The following is a 16664-nucleotide window of genomic DNA, read 5'->3' on the forward strand; positions in this document are numbered from 1 at the left end:
TACTCAACCGTCGCCCAGCTCGCCCGCGTCCTGGGGGGGGGGGGGGTCGTACGGGGGGGGGGTCGTTGCCCGCTGCTGCCCGGGCGCGGCGGGGCCCGGGCGGGGCGGGCCCGGCCCACCGCCGGATCAGACGGTCAGCAGGTCGTCCACCGAGCCCCGGCCGGCCAGCTCGGCGGTGGCCACCGGGCCCTCCTTCGCCGCCGCGTAGCGGCCGGTGGTCAGCGCCCATTCGTAGTTGCCGCCGATCCAGTGCTGGATGGCCTCCACACCCAGCCGCACCCGGTCGCGCTCCGCCTCGTCGAGCCGGAGCTCGTCGCACATCCGCGGGACGCGCGCCTGCAGTTCGAGGTACTCCTCCAGGCGGCCGGTCGTCATCCGGTAGGCCTCGTCGGCCGCCTGCCGCCAGGAGCAGCTCCGTTCCCGGCGGAGCACGGCGATGAGGTTGTGGCCGTCGCCGCGGCGTTCCTCCCGCTCGAAGGAGTGGATGTCGTTCATGAAGCCGATGGTGTCCGCGGCCAGATCGCGCATCCGCTCCATCACCGGGTGCGCCATCGCCTGTGCGGGCACCTCGAACCCGCGGCTGCGCTCACCCGCGTCGATGCTGTGGTGGATCCCGACCGTACGGCGCCGGAACGCGGTGTACGCGTCGAGCCCCAGCGTGCCCTCCAGCCCCCGGGCGGCCAGGTCGACCTCCTCGCAGTGGGCGACCAGGAAGCGCCCCCAGGAGGCGGCGAACCGGGTCTGCCAGGTCAGGGACATGCCACGCGAGAGATGCGTCCACACCTCCGCCCAGGCGAGGGTGATCGCACACACCACCCGGGGCGGACCGCCGGCCGGCCGCAAGGGGGTGACGACGAGTTCCCGCGCGACCTCCGCTATGCGGTCGGCCCGGTCCGGCCGGCCGGTGTCGAACTGGTCGTCGAAGAGGAAGGCCAGCGAGAACCAGTTCATCAGGACGACCAGGTCGTCCGCCGACGCGTACGGATAGGTGCGGGCGGCCGCCTGGGGCAGGTCCCAGGACCGGTACTCCTCGAACCCCTCCCGGCTGCGCACCAGGCCCATCTCCCTCACCCAGCGCAGATGACGGACCCGGGCGTACTCCAGGTGCTCGCTCACGGGGGTGTCGAAGGGGAGGTCGAACCAGACGTCCTGAGGCATGCGCTTCCTTTCGGGGACGGACCGCAGAGCCCCCCGACCCCTGCGAGCGGACGGTGTCACGCGCCGTCCGCACACTCGAACTGGGCTTCGCGGTACGAAAGTTGAACCGAGAAGCGGTACCAGGCTGCCCCGGGCGGGAACCGGCCATTCCGCGGCCTCGCAGTGATCTCCGTTACGGCGCAGGGCGCTTGAGCTGCGTACACTCCTTCGTCCCTCGTCCGTGAACTCTCATGCGACGCACGGTGGTTGAACGCCGACTGAATCGGCCGGTCCGGGATATCCGCAAGGTACGGGGTCGCGAGGCACGACCGCCCCGCGGCCGGAATCCTGCGGAGGAGACATGGCACTGGTGAAAGCGGGGGTCCTCGTGCTCGACTGCGCCGAGCCCGAGAAACTCGCCGTGTTCTACAAGGAACTGCTGGACGGGGAGGAGTCGGACGCGACCGCCAACCGGGTGGAGATCACGACCTCCGACGGTTTCCGGATCGCACTGCGCCGGGACGTCAACGCCACCCCGCCCAGCTGGCCGCGCCCGGAGAACTCCCTCCAGGCCCACCTGGAATTCGTGGTGGACGACCTCGACGCCGTCGAGCGCCGCATCGTCAGTCTCGGTGGCCGCCCCCTGGAGGCCAAGGACGCCTCGGGCCCTCTGGAGGAGCGCGGCTACGCCGACCCGGCCGGCCACTCCTTCACCGTGCGCCGCACCGCCCCGACGGCACCCAAGCAGGGCTGACCCTGCGGCACCGTCCGGGGCGCGCACGCGAACCCGCCGGCACGAGACCGGCACGCGGAACGGCCCCGCCCGGCAGGTCCGGGCGGGGCCGTTCCGCGACGGCGACGGCCGCGTCAGTCGCGGCCGCCCTTCTCGCCGACCGGCCACGTACCGGTCGACCGCTCGATCGCCTTGGCGCCCGCGCGGTCCACGGCGCTGCGCACCACGGCGAAGATGGCGCCCTGGATCGCGGCGGCCAGCAGGACCTCGCCCCAGCCGCGGTCCTTGTCCAGCGCGTCGGGCGCGTCCTCCTCGTGCCGGATCGCCATCCACGTCTTGCGGAAGGCGAGTCCGGCCAGCCAGCCGCCCGACCAGCCGAGCACGAACCCGAGCGGCTGGTAGGCGAGGGACATCTTCTTCTTCTTTGCCACGGGGATCTCCTTGATGACTTGGTTACGAGATGACGGAAGAGTCGGGTGTGGGCCGAACGTGGTCAGGGGGTGTGCGCCGCGGGGATCCGCTCCTCGGGGCGGACCGGCCCGGGCGGGGTGCCGTCGCCGAAGGGCCGGCCGCCCAGCTCCTCGCGGTGGTGCGGGGCCAGCCAGCCGGACAGGTCCGGCCCCAGCGGCACCACACGGGTCGGGTTGATGCCCGAGTGCACCTGGTAGTAGTGCCGCTTGATGTGGTCGAAGTCGACGGTGTCGCCGAACCCGGGCGTCTGGTAGAGGTCGCGCGCATATCCCCACAGCACCCGGTTCTCCGTCAGCTTCCAGCGGTTGCACTTGAAGTGACCGTGATAGACCGCGTCGAAACGGACCAGCGTGGTGAACAGCCGGATGTCCGCCTCGGTGATCGTGTCGCAGACGAGGTACCGCTGCCGCTCCAGCCGGGCCGCGAGCAGCTCCAGCCGCCGGAACACACCCGCGCAGGCGGCCTCGTACTCCTCCTGCCCGGTGGCGAACCCGGCCCGGTACACGCCGTTGTTGACGTCCTCGTAGACGTCCGCCATCACCTCGTCGATCTCGTCGCGCAGCCGCTGCGGGTACAGGTCGGGTGCCCCCGGCCGGTGCAGGGCCGTCCACTCGGTCGCGAGGTCGAGGGTGAGTTGCTGGTAGTCGTTGGTGACGAGCTTTCCGCTGGGGACGTCCACGAGCGCCGGCACGCTCACGCCGCCCGGATGGTCCGTCTCCCGGCGGTCGTAGGCCTCACTCAGACAGCGGATGCCGAGAACCGGGTCGCGTCCGTCCTCGTCCAGCGTGAAGCGCCAGCTGCGGTCGTCCTGGATCGGATCGGCGACGGCCAGCGACAGCGCGTCCTCCAGGCCGAGCAGCCGCCGGGAGACCAGCGAGCGGCTCGCCCACGGGCAGGCCCGGCTGACGACCAGGCGGTAGCGGCCGGCCTCCACCGGCCAGCCGTCCCGGCCGTCCGCCGTGACCCGGTCCGCGAAATGCGCCTTGGAGCGTTTGAACGTCCTCCTGCCGTAGGCGCTGTTGCCGTCGTCGCCGTCGTCGCGGCTCATGGGGGTGACCTCCTTCGCCGTACGTGTTCCCTGGTGAACGCGTTCCCCGTTTTCCGCGGACGGCACGGTGTGAGCACCGCCGACCGGGGCAATCGGCGGAGGTGACTGAAGAAGCATCTGATCGGAGGACACGCGTCACCGTGCTGGTGGCGCTCGCTGCCAACCTGGTGATCGCGGCCGCCAAGGCCGTCGGCGGCCTCGCCGCGGGATCACCCGCCCTGCTGTCGGAGGCGGCCCATTCGGTGGCCGACAGCCTGAACGAGGTGTTCCTGCTCGCGGCCCTGCGCCGCAGCCGCCGCCCCGCCGACCGGCGGCATCCCTTCGGCTACGGCAAGGAGCGGTTCTTCTGGTCGCTCCTCGCGGCCGTCGGGATCTTCGTGATGGGCGGCTGCTTCTCGTTCTTCCAGGGCATCGAGGCCCTGACGAGCGACGCGGAGCAGGATCTCGGGGGCTATGTCGCCGGCCTGATCGTGCTCGGCATCGCCCTCCTCGCGGAGGGCGGTTCACTGCTGCGCGCGCTGTACCAGGTGCGGCGGCAGGGCGGCGCGCGCGACGGGATGCGGGACCCGGCCCTGCGGACGGTCGTCGCGGAGGACGGCACCGCGGTGCTCGGCGTCACGCTGGCGATCGTGGGCATGGCGCTGCACATGGCCACCGGGCAGGTGGTGTGGGAGGCGGGCGCGTCGCTCGCGATCGGCGCGCTGCTGGTCTACGTCGCCTTCCGGCTGGGCCGGGAGGCCCGCGACCAGCTGATCGGCGAGGCCGCCGACCCGGAGGCGAGCGGGCGGATCCGGGAGCTGCTGCGGGCGCAGCCGGAGATAGACAGCGTGGAGGCGCTGTTCACGATGAAGACGGGCCTGGACTCGACCCTGGTGGCGGCCCGCGTCGACCTGGTGCCGGGGCTGGACAGCGAGCGCGTGGAGGAGGTCGCCGTCCGTATCAAGCGCTCCATCGCCAGCACGGTGCCCGAGGCCGACCAGATCTTCCTCGACGTCACGGACCGCCGTCTGGGGCGCGAGGCAGCGGAAAGCCCCGCCGCGACGGGGGAGCGCGGCGGGGCCTGACCCACGCGTGCCCGCCCGGCGGCGCTTCATGCGCCCCGGGCGGGAACTTTCCTCCCGGGCCGCACGAACAGGACGGCCGGCCCGGGTCTCAGTCCTCCCGCACCGGCTCCAGGACGAACACCGGGATCTCCCGGTCCGTCTTCCGCTGGTAGTCGGCGTACGCCGGATACGCCGCGACGGCGCGCTCCCACCACAGCGCCTTCTCCTTGCCCGTCACCTCACGGGCCGTCATGTCCTGCTTGACGGGGCCGTCCTGGAGTTCGGCACGGGGGTGGGCCTTGAGGTTGAAGTACCAGACGGGGTGCTTGGGGGCGCCGCCGAGGGACGCCACCGCGGCGTACCGCCCCTCGTGCTCCACCCGCATCACCGGTGTCTTGCGCAGCTTCCCGCTCCGGGCGCCCCGGGTCGTCAGCACGACCACCGGCAGCGTCGTGCCCTGCAGCGTCGTCCCCTGCGTACCGCCGGAGCTCTCGTACAGCTCCACCTGCCTGCGCACCCATCCGGTCGGGCTCGGTTCGTATTCGCCCTCGAGAGGCATGGCATCCGTCCCATCGTCGTGTCCAGAGCTGACTGCCGGTACGCACAACACGGGCGCACCCGGGAATCATCCGGCCCGGCCGGGTCCCTCACCCCGGCGCCACGGCCGTCCGCACGGCCAGGGCCGTCATCACCCCGCTCGCGACCAGCGCCGTCACCAGCCGGCCCCGTTGCCCCGTCAGCGCCCGGCCCAGCAGCGCACCGCTCCCGGCGAGCAGCACCTGCCAGCTCGCGGAGGCCGCGAAGGCGGCCTGCACGAACACGGCCTGCTCCCACGGTCCGGCCGGGCCGGAGGCCTGTGAGCCGAGGACGAGAGCGGCGAAGTAGATCACCGTCGTGGGGTTGAGCAGGGTGATGCCGAGCAGTTCCCAGAACGCCCGGGCCGGGCTCGGGGGAGCGGGAGCCGCGCGCGTGGCGAGCCGGTGGCCCCGGTACTCGCGCAGCGCGGTGACCGCGCCCCGGACCGCGAGCCCGAGCAGCACCAGCACGCAGACCCACCGCAGCGGCCCGAGCACCGGCCGCAGCGCGGCGGCCAGGGCCGTCCCGCCGAGCGTCGCTGCGAGGGCGTAGATCCCGTCGGCGGCGGCGACGCCGAGCGCGGCGCAGACACCGGTGCGCAGCGACGTGCGCGCGGTGAGGGAGACGAGGTAGGTGCCGACGGCGCCCACGGGGACGGCGATGCCGTAGCCGGCGAGCAGTCCGGCGACGAGCGCGGCGGTCATGACCGCGGTGCTGTCGGCCCTCCGGTGCGACCGGCCCGCTGCTGTCGGCGCGCGGCGGGAGCGGCGGCGGACAGCGGCAGGAAGGCGTCGAAGGAAGACATGGCCGGATCGTGCGCCCCGGGCCACCACGCCGGCAACCGGTTTTCCCTGCCGCGCCGGCGTGCCGGCCCGGACTCCCCGCCGCCCGCGCGCCCGAAGCGAACGACCGGCCCCCCCCGTTCGAACGGGAAGACGGCATTCCCCGGCCAACTTGCACGTCACCCGCGACATGGCCGAACTTGGCGTTCGCCTCATAGGTGCCCGAGGCATCTAATGAAGATCGGCACGACGCACACTTCGTCTGCGAGGTCTTCATGACGGACACGACCGCACCCGTCGTCTTCCCCCAGAGCCGGACCTGCCCCTACCACCCGCCCACCGCCTACGAGCCGCTGCGCACCGAGCGCCCCCTGACCCGCGTCACCCTCTACGACGGCCGCGAGGCCTGGCTGGTGAGCGGGCACGCCACCGCCCGCGCGCTGCTGGCCGACCCGCGCCTGTCCTCCGACCGCGACCGGCCCGGCTTCCCCGCGACCACCCAGCGCTTCACCGGGTTCCGCAACCGCCGGACCGCCCTGCTGGGCGTCGACGACCCCGAACACCGCGCCCAGCGGCGCATGGTCGTCGGGGACTTCACCCTCAAGCGGGCCGTCGAACTCAGGCCCCGCATCCAGCAGATCGTCGACGAGCGGCTCGACGCGATGATCGCCCAGGGCCCGCCCGCCGACCTGGTCGGCGCCTTCGCGCTGCCGGTCCCGTCCATGGTCATCTGCGCCCTGCTCGGCGTCTCGTACGACGACCACGACTTCTTCGAGGCCCAGTCGCGGCGGCTGCTGCGCGGTCCGGACGCCGCCGACGTGCTGGACGCCCGGGACCGGCTGGAGACCTACTTCGGGGAGCTGATCGACCGCAAGCGCGTGGACCCCGGCACGGGCCTGCTGGACGACCTGGTCCACCGGCAGCTGCGCGACGGCGGGCTCGACCGCGAGGGCCTGATCGCCCTGGCCCTGATCCTGCTGGTCGCGGGGCACGAGACCACCGCCAACATGATCTCCCTCGGCACGTTCACCCTGCTCCGCCACCCCCAGCGGCTCGCCGAGCTGCGCGCCGACCCGGACCTGGTGCCGGCCGCGGTCGAGGAGCTGATGCGGCTGCTGTCGATCGCGGACGGCCTGCTGCGCACGGCGGTCGAGGACATCGAGGTGGCCGGGACGACGATCCGCGCGGGAGACGGAGTGATCTTCGCGACCTCGGTCATCAACCGCGACGAGACGGTCTACCCGGAGCCGGACACGCTCGACTGGAACCGCCCGGCCCGGCACCACGTCGCCTTCGGCTTCGGCATCCACCAGTGCCTCGGCCAGAACCTCGCCCGCGCCGAGCTGGAGATCGCCCTGCGCACCCTCTTCGAGCGGCTGCCCACGCTGCGCCTGGCCGCCCCGGCCGAGGAGATCCCCTTCAAACCGGGCGACACGATCCAGGGGATGCTGGAACTCCCCGTGACCTGGTAGAGGCTTCCGGACATGCGCATCGACATCGACAAGGACGTCTGCATCGGCGCGGGCCAGTGCGCCCTGACCGCCCCGGACGTGTTCACCCAGGACGACGACGGCTACAGCACCCTGCTGCCGGGCCGGGAGGACGGCGGCGACCACCCCCTGCTGCGGGAAGCGGCCCGGGCCTGCCCGGTGAGCGCCATCACCGTCTCCGAGACGGTGGGCTGACGCCGGGGCCCCGCGCCCCCGCTCACCCGGCTCGCAGCAGCAGCCGGGCCGCCTCGCGCGCCTCGCTCGCGGGCTTCGCGCTGCCGGTGATGCCGGCCGTGACCATCGCACCCTCGGCCAGCAGGAACAGCTGCCCGCCCACCGCGGCGGGCAGCCCCGCCTCGGCGGCGAGGGAGTCCAGGTACTCCCGGAACGCCCGCTTGTGCGCCCGCACCTGCTGCGCCACCGGCGCGGACGTGGCCCCCAGTTCGCCGTACGCGTTGATCCACGCGCAGCCCCGGAAGCCGGGCTCGCCGAACCAGCGGCCCAGCCAGTCGAACACGGCCAGGATCCGTTCCCGCGGTCCCTCGTGTCCCTCGACGTACGCGGCCAGCCGCCCGCGCCAGCGGGTGTCACGCCGCTCCAGATACGCCTCCACCAGTCGCTCCTTCGCGGGGAAGAGCTGGTAGAGCCGCTTGAGCGAGACCCCCGAGGCGCTGCGTACGTCGTCCATGCCGACGGCCTGCACGCCCCGCCCGTAGAAGAGTTCCTCGGCGGCGTCCAGCGCCCGTTCCCGGGCCTCGGAACTGTCCATGCGCGACCACTCCTTGACGCGAGAACCAACGTTCTCCTACCGTAGCAGCCGCATGGAGAACGTACGTTCTCCACTGTCGTCCCGGGAGGATCCATGACCGACCGTCCGCCCCTGCCGCCCTTCACCCGCGAGACGGCGGCACAGAAGGTGCAGGCCGCCGAGGACGCCTGGAACACCCGCGACCCCCACCGGGTCGCCCTCGCCTACACGGAGGACTCCGTCTGGCGCAACCGCGACACTTTCCTCACCGGCCGTGCCGAGATCGTCGCCTTCCTCACCGCCAAGTGGGCGCGCGAACGGGAGTACGCCCTGCGCAAGGACCTGTGGGCCTTCGACGGCAACCGCATCGCCGTCCGCTTCCAGTACGAGTCCCGCGACGCCGACGGGCAGTGGTGGCGCTCCTACGGCAACGAGCTCTGGGAGTTCGACGAGCACGGCCTGATGACCCGCCGCGAGGCGAGCATCGATGACGTGCCGATCGAGGAGACGGACCGCCGCATCCGCGGCCCGCGGCCGGACGGCGAGCGGGGGCACACCCTCCCGCTGCGCTGACGCCTGACCCTGCGCAGCCCCCCGGCGGAGAGCGGTACCCGGGAGAGCCCGGAACGGAGGGCGGGCGGCCGGAGTTCGCCCGGTGGCGGGCGCTGGACCTGCTCCCCGGCGACCGAGGTCAGGAGCAGCCGACCGTCGGGCCCTCCACCATGCCGCCGGTGTACAGCGCCTGCCCGCGCGGCATCCAGTAGCCCAGCTTCGAGACCACCGTCGAGCAGGCCGACGACAGCCGCACCTTCACCCGCACGGTGGCCGCACGCCCCGGCTGCAGGTCGGTGAGCGCGCAGTCCACCGCGTACCCCAGCCGGTCCCGGGACGGGGCCCGGCCGACGAGCGGATTGACGCACCGGGCGTCCGCCGTGCTGATCCGCACCCCGGACGCCTCCTCGCCGATCAGCCCGAACCGCGCGCTGCCGTCGCCCTGTTCGCTGTCGCGGTACACCCGGTAGGTCAGCGTGGTCGTGGTGCCGGGGCGCAGGGTGAGCCGGTCGACCTCGACCCGGTGCGTGGGCCGCTGCTTCGGCGCGGTCAGGGTGAGCGAGGCCCGGACGGTGCCGCGCAGGTCCACCCCGGAGGGCGTGGACCGCACGTGCACGGAGGCGGTGATGTCGTAGGTGCCCGGGCCGGGATACGGCTGGGAACCGGGCAGGGTCCCGGAGGCCACGGTCGCGCCGTCGCGCCGCGCCGTCCAGCTGCCGGAGGTCAGGCACGCGTACCCGACCGACGTCCCGGGGCGGCGGCAGGAGGCCGGGGCCGAGACGGCCATGACCGGGGTGCCGCTGCCCGCGCACACACTGACCACGGCCCGCTCGCCGCCCGCGCCCCGCAGCACCCCGGCGGGCGCGCACAGCGTCGCCGGCCCGTCGGCCGCCGGCGCCCCGGCCACCCATGTCCCGGCTGGCGATGTCCCGACCGCCGGTTCTTCGGACGTCGCAGTCCCGGCCGTCGCCGTCGCCGTCGCCGTCGCCGTCGCCGCCGCCGTCCCCGCCGTCGCCGCCTCGGCCCGGACGTCGGCCGGCGGGGGCACCGGGCGGCTCCAGGCGGTGGGGACGAGCGCGGTGGAGACGAGCGCGGAACAGACCGCGGCCGCCCCGGTCAGGATCCTGAGTGTCCTCCGTCGTGCCGCCACGTGTCCTCCCGTACCTGACCGACCGGCCGGACGCCGGTCGTCTGCGCCGAGGATGCGCCGCCGGGCGGGCCGCCCCGCCGCTCCCACGCCGAGCGGTCACCTGAGGGCAGCAACCACCGCCCGGCCGCCAAACGGCCCGTCCTTCGAGCGCACACCAGCGCATACCGTGGCCCTGGAAACCCTCCCGAAGGCAGGAGCAGCAACGATGCAGTACGTGAAGCTCGGTTCGACGGGCCTGGACGTCTCGCGGATCTGTCTGGGGTGCATGACCTACGGCCTGCCCGACCGCGGCACGCACGAGTGGACCCTCGACGAGGAGGCCTCCCGGCCGCTGATCCGGCAGGCGATCGAGGCGGGCGTCAACTTCTTCGACACCGCCAACGTCTACTCCGACGGCACCAGCGAGGAGATCGTCGGCCGGGCCCTGCGCGACTTCGCCCGCCGCGACGAGATCGTGCTGGCCACGAAGGTGTATCACCGGATGCGCCCCGGGCCGAACGGCGGCGGGCTGTCCCGCAAGGCGATCCTGACCGAGCTCGACCACAGCCTCGCCCGCCTGGGCACCGACTACGTCGACCTCTACCAGATCCACCGCTTCGACCCGCACACCCCGGTCGAGGAGACGATGGAGGCGCTCCACGACGTCGTCAAGGCGGGCAAGGTCCGCTACATCGGGGCGAGTTCGATGTACGCCTGGCAGTTCTCCAAGATGCAGTACACCGCGCGCCTGAACGGCTGGACCCGTTTCGTCTCCATGCAGAACCACTACAACCTGATGTACCGCGAGGAGGAGCGCGAGATGCTGCCCCTCTGCGCCGACCAGGGCGTGGGCGTGCTGCCGTGGAGCCCGCTCGCCCGCGGCCGTCTCACCCGCGACTGGGACACCACGACCGGCCGCAGCGCCACCGACACCTTCGGCAGCACCCTCTACCACGACGGCGACCGCGCCGTCGTCGAGGCCGTCACCCGCATCGCCGAGGCCCGCGGCGTCCCGCGCGCCCGTGTCGCCCTGGCCTGGCTCCTCCACCAGGCCACGGTGACGGCCCCGATCGTCGGCGCCGCCAAGCCGCAGCACCTCACGGACGCGGTGGCCGCCGTGGAGCTGGAGCTGGACGGCAAGGAACTGGAGGAGCTGGAACGGCCCTACGCCCCGCACCCCGTCGCCGGTCACTGAGGCCGGGCGACTAGTGGGGTCCTTGCGGTGCGAACTCCGTGCCGCAGGGACCCGCGCCCTCGCTCTCCGGCAGCACCACCCGCGCCCCGTTCATCGACAGGGTCCGGTAGAACGCCCCGATCCGCTCGGCCGACCGCCCCACGTAATGCCCGATGAACGACCGCCGGAACCGGTCGGCCGAGCGGTTCGGCCGTGAGCCGTGCACCAGGCTGCCGTTGAAGAACAGCACGTCGCCCGGCCGCATGTCCACGGCCACGGGCGCCGGCCCCGGCGGCGGCGGGACGTACTCCCGCGCGAACGACACGTCCGGGTCGGCGAGTTCCGGACAGAACAGGTCCATGCGGTGCGTGCCCGGCACGACCTCGAGACCGCCGTTCGCCCGGTCGATGACATCGCAGGCCACCCATGCCGCCACACACGTGCCCGGCTCGACCCGCAGGTAGTAGTTGTCCTGGTGCAGCGCCTGCCCCCGCGCCCCCGGCGGCTTGAAGTAGAACATGCTCTGCGCGGCCAGCACCTCCTCCCCGAGCAGCGCCTCCAGGACAGTCCGCAGCCGGGCGTCGAGCAGCACCGCACGCGCGCGGTCGTTGATCTCGTGCGGATGCATCACGCGCGGCCAGACCCGCAGCGGATCGGCGTCCGGCGCGTCGGCGTGCGGCTCGAAGTGCCCCGGCACCGGGCCCGCCGCGCGCAGCGCCGCGAACTCCCCGCACAGCCGGTCGATCTCGGCGGACCCGAACAGGCCGCGGACCACCGCGAAGCCGTCCTCCTCGAAGCCCTCCCGGTACCGCCGGAGCCGGGCGTCGTCCAGGATGGGAGCGCCGGCGGCGCCGTTGCCCGTGACTGTCATGAACGCACTCCTCGGTCGATGCCGTCCCGGTCCTCACGCTAGGCCGCCGCGACGCCGAGGGGGATGCCCGTGCGTGCTGACGGATTGCCCGGCACTGCTGCGCGGGGCGACGGCGGGGACCCGGCCCCGCCGCCCGGCCCGGTCGTGCTCGGCCACTTCGACCAGCCCTCCGGTTACGCGGTCAACCGGCCGCAGGGCTCACCGAGTTGGCTCCTCGCCTGGACCACCGGGGGACGGGGACTGCTGCGGCAGGGCGGTACGCGGACCTCGGCCGGCCCGGGCGACCTCGTCGTGCTCGCACCGGGGGTCCCGCACGGCTACACGGTCGAACCCGGCGCCCGGCACTGGCGGTTCTGGTGGGCGCACTGCCAGGCCCGCCCGGCCTGGACCGCCTGGCTGCGGCCGTACGGCACCGGCGACGGGGTGTACATGGTCCCGTCGGTCCCGGCCGCGCTGCACGGCCGGGTCGAGGCAGCCTTCCGGCGGATGCACGCCGACGCCCGCTGGACCGGGACCGGCGCACCGCCCGCCCCCGACGCCTCCGGCGGCCAGGCCGCCCCCGGCGGCCAGGCCGCCCCCGGCGGCCAGGTCGTCCCCGGCGGGCAGGTCGCCGTCGCGCACGGCGGCGCCGCCCGCGAACTCGCCCTGTGCGCCCTGGAGGAGATCGTCGTCCTCGCCACCGCCGCCGGCCGTCCGCCGGAGAGCCGGCCGGGTCCGGACGCCCGCGTCCGCCGGGCCGAGGAACGGATCGCCGCCGACCCGGGCGCCCCGCACACCGTCCGCTCGCTCGCCGAGGACGTCGCCCTGTCACCGTCCCGCTTCGCCCACCTGTTCAGCAGGCAGCTCGGCCAGTCCCCCATGCGGGCCCTGCGCGAGGCCCGGCTGCGGCACGCGGCCCAGCTGCTGGAGAACACCGACCTGCCCGTGGGACGCGTCGCCGCGGCCTCGGGCTTCGCCAGCCCTTTCCACTTCAACCGGGTCTTCCGCGAGCGCTACGGGATACCGCCCGGTGCGTACCGGGCCCGCCGCTGAATGAGCGAACTGAGCGCGAATCCCGCGTCCTTCACTGTTCGACATTCTGTCAAAAGGCGCCGGCCGCGCACGCAATGCACGAAACCGGAGGATCTCTTGTTCCCTGTCGCTGACCTGTGCAAAGGTGTGCCGTGTCGGCGTGCGGACAACACGCCATTCCTTGTATGCGCGAGGCCGACGTGCCGGCATACCCCTTGGTCTGGACTTTATTCCGCATGTCCTTGAGAGGAATGCAGTCGTGAATGACGCAGGCCCGTCGAATTCCCCGGCCCCGTCCCGCGGGTCCGGTGCGACGGACGAGCAGTTGAGTGCCGAACTGCGGAAGTGGACGGGGGCGACCCCCGCACTGCACCCCGTCGGCGAACTGCTGGACCGGCACTGGGAGGCGGGCTTCGCCTACGCCCGGCTGTGCACCGACGGCCCGCGCACCGCCGGCATCCTCACCACCGCCGCGTTCACCCGGCTCTTCGGGGAGACCCTGCGCCAGAGCGGCCCGACCTCCGCCTGGCGTCCGCACCTGCTGGTGACCGTACGGCGCATCGCGGCCGAATGGGCCGGTGACCACCGACGCGACATGCTCCACCCCGACCTGCGCACCGAGGGCGCGGTGCGGCCGGCCGCCCGGCTGCTGCCTGCGCCGCACCGGCGTCTGCTGTCCGGGGCCTTCCCGCGGCTGCCCCAGTCCGCCCGCTGTCTGCTGTGGCACGTCGAGGTCGAGGCGGAACCGCCGGCCACCCCCGCCGGGTTGCTCGGCCTGGACGAGGAGGGCGCTCGCGTCGAACTGGAGCGGGCCCGCGACCGGCTGCGCGAGGAGTGCCTCCAGCTCCACCGCGAACTCGCCCCGGACGAGGAGTGCCGCCGCTACCTCCGCCTGCTGGACGTGACCTACCGGCGCGGCGGTCGCGACATCGACCCCGACCTCCGCGCACACATCGGCGACTGCGGGCACTGCGGCGCCGCCGCCGACCAGCTCGACCACTTCAACCACGGCCTCGGCGCCGCCCTGGCGGAGGCGGTGCTCGGCTGGGGCGGGCGGCAGTACGCCGAGGGCCGGCTGAACGGGACCACGCAGCTGTGGACCGAGAGCGGCACGCCCACCGGCGCAGCGGCCGCAGGGACGCCCGCCGCGCCGGCCCCCGGGCTGTTCACGACCCCGTACGAGCCCACGCCCGAGGTCGCCCCCGGTCCGGCCGGTCCCGTCGGTCCCGCCGGGGAGGCCTTCCCCGACCCGGTCGCCCTCGCCGGCGCGATCGGCGAGTCCTTCACGGACCCGGCCGCGCCCCGAGGCGGCACGGTGGGATCGTCCACCGCCCCCGTCGCGCCCCGGAGCGGCAGCGCCTCGGCGCGCGCAGCCGCCACCGGCGCCGAGGCCGTTCGGGGCGCTGCCGGCCCGGACCCCGCCCACGCACCCGCTGCCACGGCACCCGGCGGCGGCCCGCCCCCCGGCACCGCTGCCGCGGCACCCGCCGGTACGGTCCCCGGCCCTGCTGCCGCGGCGCCCGTCGGCACGGCCCCCGGCCCGCGCGTCGCCGGATCTCGTGCCGCCGCGCGCAGATCCGCCCACAAGGCCGCCCGCCGCGCGGCCCGCCGGCGCCACCTCACCGCGGGCGTCCTGACCGTCAGCGGCCTGGTCGTCCTGCCGCTGGTCCTGTGGTCCCTCGCGAACCCCGGGGACGACGGCCCTCCCGGTGCGGGGCGCGGCGCCGGGGAGACGCCCGGGCCCGGTCCGGGCGAGCGCACCCGCGACCCGTCGTGGGCCGGGGCGGGCGACGCCGAGAAGGGCGCGCTGCGGGGCCGGCTGCACAACGTCGGCTCCGGCCTGTGCGTCGGTGTCGACGGCGGGAAGGCCGTCCAGGGCGCGGAGGCCGAACTCGCCCCCTGCTCCGCTGCCTCCGCCCAGCAGTGGACGTACGAGACCGACGGTCTGCTGCGCAGCGGCGCAGCTCCAAAGCTGTGCCTGGACTCGCGCCTCGGCTACTCCGTGCGGCTGGCCCCCTGCGCGGGCGCCGCCCAGCCGGACACCCGGAACGTCCGCTACGACTTCACCCTCCAGGGCGCCCTGGTGCCCCGCTCGGATCAGGACCTGGCCCTGGCCCCGGCGGCGACGGACGGTTCCGGATCCCTGGTCCTCAAGACCCGGGCGGAGCAGGACGTCCAGCGCTGGGTGATCGACACGGCCAAGGCGGACCTGCGGATGGAGGCCGTCACCTGGGACGCCGCGCTGCCGTCCGCCCGCCCCACGCCCACCCCGGCAGCGCGCCCGGCCCCGTCCCGGACGGCCACGCCGGCACCGGCCCCACCGGCGACCCCGGCCACGTCCGGGCCGGCCCCGGACAGTCCCACGGCCTCCGGCGCACCGCCCTGCCACCGCTACGGCCACTCCTGCGACGAGGACAGCCGGTACGGCTCCCCGGGCCACGGCTACCCCGGCTACGGCTACGGCGAATACGGATACGGCGAATACGGACACGGCGGCTACGGCTACGGCTACGGCTACGGCGGCCACGGGGACGGCCGCCGCTAACCCCCGGGCGGCCGCCGCCGGCCGGGTCGCTCACACCCCGAGGACGAGCAGCGACAGCCACAGCGCCACCACGGCCGGTACCAGCGCGGCCGGCACCGCGAGCAGGCCGAGCCGGGTGAACTCCCCGAGCCCGACCCGGTGCCCGTGCTGCTGCACGATCCGCCGCCACAGCAGGGTCGCCAGCGACCCGGCGTAGGTCAGGTTCGGGCCGATGTTCACACCGAGCAGCACCGCCAGCACGGCACCGGGGCCGGCCGCAGCGGTCAGCGGCAGCAGCACGAGCACGGCGGGCAGGTTGTTGATGAGGTTCGCCAGCACGGCGGCCAGGACGGCCACGCCCAGCAGGGTCAGCAGACCGGTACCGCCGGGCAGCACCCGCCGCAGCGCGTCGGCCAGCCCGTGGTCGACGACCGCGCGCACGACCACGCCGAGCGCCAGCACGAACGCCAGGAAGGCCGGCGCCGCGGACCGCACCACCGTCAGCGGGGTGGCCCGTCTCCGCAGCAGCGCCCGCCCGGCCAGCACCAGCGCCCCGGCCAGCGCGGCCCACGCCGGTGCGATGCCGACGGCGGAGGCCACCACGAACCCGGCCAGCGTGCAGCCGACGGTGACGAGCGCGAACAGCGGCAGCGGCTCGGGCGGCCCGGCGGCGTCGGGGGAGGGGAGCGGGGCGCTCAGCTCGTCGTCGAAGAAGCGCCGGAACACCAGGTACTCGGCGGCGATCGCGACCAGCCAGGGCAGCGCCATCAGGGCCGCGAACCGGGTGAAGCTGAGCCCGCTCGCCGTGAAGGCCAGCAGATTGGTCAGGTTCGATACCGGCAGCAGCAGCGAGGCGGTGTTCGACAGGTGCGCGCAGGCGTACAGATGCGGTCGGGCCCGCACGCCCATGCGGGTCGCGGTGGCGAGCACCACCGGGGTGAGCAGGACGACCGTGGCGTCCAGGCTCAGCACGGCCGTGATGACGGAGGCGAGGGCGAACACCGCCGTGAGCAGCCGGGTGGGGCGCCCGGCGGCCCACCGGGCCATCCACGCGCCGCACGCCGTGAAGAGCCCCTCGACGTCGCAGAAGTGGGCGAGCACCAGCACCGCCGCGAGGAAGCCGACCACGGGGCCCAGCCGCTGGATCTCCTCCCAGGCGTGGCCGGGCGTGATGATGCCGACGGCGACGGCGAGCGCGGCGGCCGGCACCGCCAGCACGGCCTCGGGCAGCCCTTTGGGCCGGGCGACGGCCCACAGCAGTACGGCGGCCAGCAGCGTCACGGACAGGACTTCGGCGAGCGGGGTGTGCAGGGGGGTCCTCCGGGACGCGAGCAGATCGTGCCCGCCCAGGGAACCAGGTGGAGGTAAGAATCCG

17 protein-coding genes are annotated in these 16664 nt (G+C 74.1%); 8 read left to right on the plus strand and 9 right to left on the minus strand.

Going from position 1 to position 16664, the window contains the following annotated elements:
* Positions 1-126 precede the first annotated feature (126 nt).
* Positions 127-1158 carry a 7-epi-alpha-eudesmol synthase gene (locus tag ACIGAN_RS15450; RefSeq protein WP_399857791.1) on the minus strand — a complete coding sequence of 344 codons (1032 nt, stop codon included), beginning with the start codon at positions 1156-1158 and terminating at the stop codon, positions 127-129.
* Positions 1159-1498: 340 nt separating this feature from the next.
* Here ACIGAN_RS15450 and ACIGAN_RS15455 point away from each other — a divergent pair, with 340 nt between their 5' ends.
* A complete protein-coding gene (locus ACIGAN_RS15455) occupies positions 1499-1891 on the plus strand; it encodes a VOC family protein (protein WP_365099585.1) in 393 nt (130 codons plus the stop codon).
* Positions 1892-2004: 113 nt separating this feature from the next.
* On the opposite strand, the gene ACIGAN_RS15460 is transcribed toward ACIGAN_RS15455, so the two are convergent.
* Together ACIGAN_RS15460 and ACIGAN_RS15465 are read right to left on the minus strand one after the other, a co-directional pair.
* Positions 2005-2301 (minus strand): DUF4235 domain-containing protein, encoded by a 297-nt coding sequence (locus ACIGAN_RS15460; protein WP_031108703.1) that lies wholly within the window; start codon positions 2299-2301, stop codon positions 2005-2007.
* A gap of 62 nt (positions 2302-2363) precedes the next feature.
* Entirely contained in the window at positions 2364-3389 is a 1026-nt protein-coding gene (locus ACIGAN_RS15465; protein ID WP_399857796.1) for a glutathione S-transferase family protein, read from the minus strand.
* A gap of 140 nt (positions 3390-3529) precedes the next feature.
* Here ACIGAN_RS15465 and ACIGAN_RS15470 point away from each other — a divergent pair, with 140 nt between their 5' ends.
* On the plus strand, positions 3530-4453 hold the full coding sequence (locus ACIGAN_RS15470) for a cation diffusion facilitator family transporter (protein WP_399857798.1): 924 nt from the start codon (positions 3530-3532) through the stop codon (positions 4451-4453).
* A gap of 88 nt (positions 4454-4541) precedes the next feature.
* Here ACIGAN_RS15470 and ACIGAN_RS15475 read toward each other — a convergent pair whose 3' ends face one another.
* Both ACIGAN_RS15475 and ACIGAN_RS15480 read right to left on the minus strand, forming a co-directional pair.
* Positions 4542-4991: a nitroreductase family deazaflavin-dependent oxidoreductase gene (locus ACIGAN_RS15475; RefSeq protein WP_399857801.1), complete on the minus strand. Its 450-nt coding sequence runs from the start codon at positions 4989-4991 to the stop codon at positions 4542-4544.
* A gap of 88 nt (positions 4992-5079) precedes the next feature.
* Positions 5080-5712: a LysE family transporter gene (locus ACIGAN_RS15480; RefSeq protein ID WP_365743202.1), complete on the minus strand. Its 633-nt coding sequence runs from the start codon at positions 5710-5712 to the stop codon at positions 5080-5082.
* A 353-nt stretch (positions 5713-6065) separates the two neighbouring features.
* On the opposite strand from ACIGAN_RS15480, the gene ACIGAN_RS15485 reads away from it, so the two are divergent.
* Both ACIGAN_RS15485 and ACIGAN_RS15490 read left to right on the plus strand, forming a co-directional pair.
* Positions 6066-7262, plus strand: coding sequence for a cytochrome P450 (locus ACIGAN_RS15485; protein WP_399857804.1), 1197 nt, complete (start codon positions 6066-6068; stop codon positions 7260-7262).
* A 12-nt stretch (positions 7263-7274) separates the two neighbouring features.
* Complete coding sequence (locus tag ACIGAN_RS15490) at positions 7275-7475, plus strand: ferredoxin (RefSeq protein WP_365099599.1); 201 nt, start codon at positions 7275-7277, stop codon at positions 7473-7475.
* 22 nt (positions 7476-7497) lie between these two features.
* On the opposite strand, the gene ACIGAN_RS15495 is transcribed toward ACIGAN_RS15490, so the two are convergent.
* Positions 7498-8049, minus strand: a complete 552-nt coding sequence (locus tag ACIGAN_RS15495) for a TetR/AcrR family transcriptional regulator (protein ID WP_399857807.1) — start codon at positions 8047-8049, stop codon at positions 7498-7500.
* A 93-nt stretch (positions 8050-8142) separates the two neighbouring features.
* Here ACIGAN_RS15495 and ACIGAN_RS15500 point away from each other — a divergent pair, with 93 nt between their 5' ends.
* Positions 8143-8601 carry a nuclear transport factor 2 family protein gene (locus tag ACIGAN_RS15500; protein ID WP_399857810.1) on the plus strand — a complete coding sequence of 153 codons (459 nt, stop codon included), beginning with the start codon at positions 8143-8145 and terminating at the stop codon, positions 8599-8601.
* A 118-nt stretch (positions 8602-8719) separates the two neighbouring features.
* On the opposite strand, the gene ACIGAN_RS15505 is transcribed toward ACIGAN_RS15500, so the two are convergent.
* Complete coding sequence (locus ACIGAN_RS15505) at positions 8720-9730, minus strand: hypothetical protein (RefSeq protein WP_399857813.1); 1011 nt, start codon at positions 9728-9730, stop codon at positions 8720-8722.
* A gap of 205 nt (positions 9731-9935) precedes the next feature.
* Here ACIGAN_RS15505 and ACIGAN_RS15510 point away from each other — a divergent pair, with 205 nt between their 5' ends.
* Entirely contained in the window at positions 9936-10904 is a 969-nt protein-coding gene (locus ACIGAN_RS15510) for an aldo/keto reductase (protein WP_365743212.1), read from the plus strand.
* Positions 10905-10914: 10 nt separating this feature from the next.
* Here ACIGAN_RS15510 and ACIGAN_RS15515 read toward each other — a convergent pair whose 3' ends face one another.
* A complete protein-coding gene (locus ACIGAN_RS15515; protein ID WP_399857815.1) occupies positions 10915-11754 on the minus strand; it encodes a phytanoyl-CoA dioxygenase family protein in 840 nt (279 codons plus the stop codon).
* A 63-nt stretch (positions 11755-11817) separates the two neighbouring features.
* On the opposite strand from ACIGAN_RS15515, the gene ACIGAN_RS15520 reads away from it, so the two are divergent.
* Positions 11818-12786 (plus strand): helix-turn-helix domain-containing protein, encoded by a 969-nt coding sequence (locus ACIGAN_RS15520; RefSeq protein ID WP_399857818.1) that lies wholly within the window; start codon positions 11818-11820, stop codon positions 12784-12786.
* A 238-nt stretch (positions 12787-13024) separates the two neighbouring features.
* Positions 13025-15310 carry a ricin-type beta-trefoil lectin domain protein gene (locus tag ACIGAN_RS15525; protein ID WP_399857821.1) on the plus strand — a complete coding sequence of 762 codons (2286 nt, stop codon included), beginning with the start codon at positions 13025-13027 and terminating at the stop codon, positions 15308-15310.
* A gap of 30 nt (positions 15311-15340) precedes the next feature.
* On the opposite strand, the gene ACIGAN_RS15530 is transcribed toward ACIGAN_RS15525, so the two are convergent.
* On the minus strand, positions 15341-16570 hold the full coding sequence (locus ACIGAN_RS15530) for an SLC13 family permease (protein WP_399857823.1): 1230 nt from the start codon (positions 16568-16570) through the stop codon (positions 15341-15343).
* Positions 16571-16664: the final 94 nt, after the last annotated feature.

Origin of the sequence: Streptomyces sp. NPDC085931 (assembly GCF_044540565.1) — a bacterium.
GTDB lineage: Bacteria > Actinomycetota > Actinomycetes > Streptomycetales > Streptomycetaceae > Streptomyces.

What these genes read in the sequence shown, in the direction of transcription:
- ACIGAN_RS15455 (WP_365099585.1), top strand. Translation starts at nt 1,499, where the DNA reads ATGGCACTGGTGAAAGCGGGGGTCCTCGTGCTCGACTGCGCCGAGCCC.
- ACIGAN_RS15485 (WP_399857804.1), top strand. Translation starts at nt 6,066, where the DNA reads ATGACGGACACGACCGCACCCGTCGTCTTCCCCCAGAGCCGGACCTGC.
- ACIGAN_RS15450 (WP_399857791.1), bottom strand. Translation starts at nt 1,158, where the DNA reads ATGCCTCAGGACGTCTGGTTCGACCTCCCCTTCGACACCCCCGTGAGC.
- ACIGAN_RS15510 (WP_365743212.1), top strand. Translation starts at nt 9,936, where the DNA reads ATGCAGTACGTGAAGCTCGGTTCGACGGGCCTGGACGTCTCGCGGATC.
- ACIGAN_RS15495 (WP_399857807.1), bottom strand. Translation starts at nt 8,049, where the DNA reads ATGGACAGTTCCGAGGCCCGGGAACGGGCGCTGGACGCCGCCGAGGAA.
- ACIGAN_RS15490 (WP_365099599.1), top strand. Translation starts at nt 7,275, where the DNA reads ATGCGCATCGACATCGACAAGGACGTCTGCATCGGCGCGGGCCAGTGC.
- ACIGAN_RS15520 (WP_399857818.1), top strand. Translation starts at nt 11,818, where the DNA reads ATGCCCGTGCGTGCTGACGGATTGCCCGGCACTGCTGCGCGGGGCGAC.
- ACIGAN_RS15475 (WP_399857801.1), bottom strand. Translation starts at nt 4,991, where the DNA reads ATGCCTCTCGAGGGCGAATACGAACCGAGCCCGACCGGATGGGTGCGC.
- ACIGAN_RS15480 (WP_365743202.1), bottom strand. Translation starts at nt 5,712, where the DNA reads ATGACCGCCGCGCTCGTCGCCGGACTGCTCGCCGGCTACGGCATCGCC.
- ACIGAN_RS15465 (WP_399857796.1), bottom strand. Translation starts at nt 3,389, where the DNA reads ATGAGCCGCGACGACGGCGACGACGGCAACAGCGCCTACGGCAGGAGG.
- ACIGAN_RS15515 (WP_399857815.1), bottom strand. Translation starts at nt 11,754, where the DNA reads ATGACAGTCACGGGCAACGGCGCCGCCGGCGCTCCCATCCTGGACGAC.
- ACIGAN_RS15500 (WP_399857810.1), top strand. Translation starts at nt 8,143, where the DNA reads ATGACCGACCGTCCGCCCCTGCCGCCCTTCACCCGCGAGACGGCGGCA.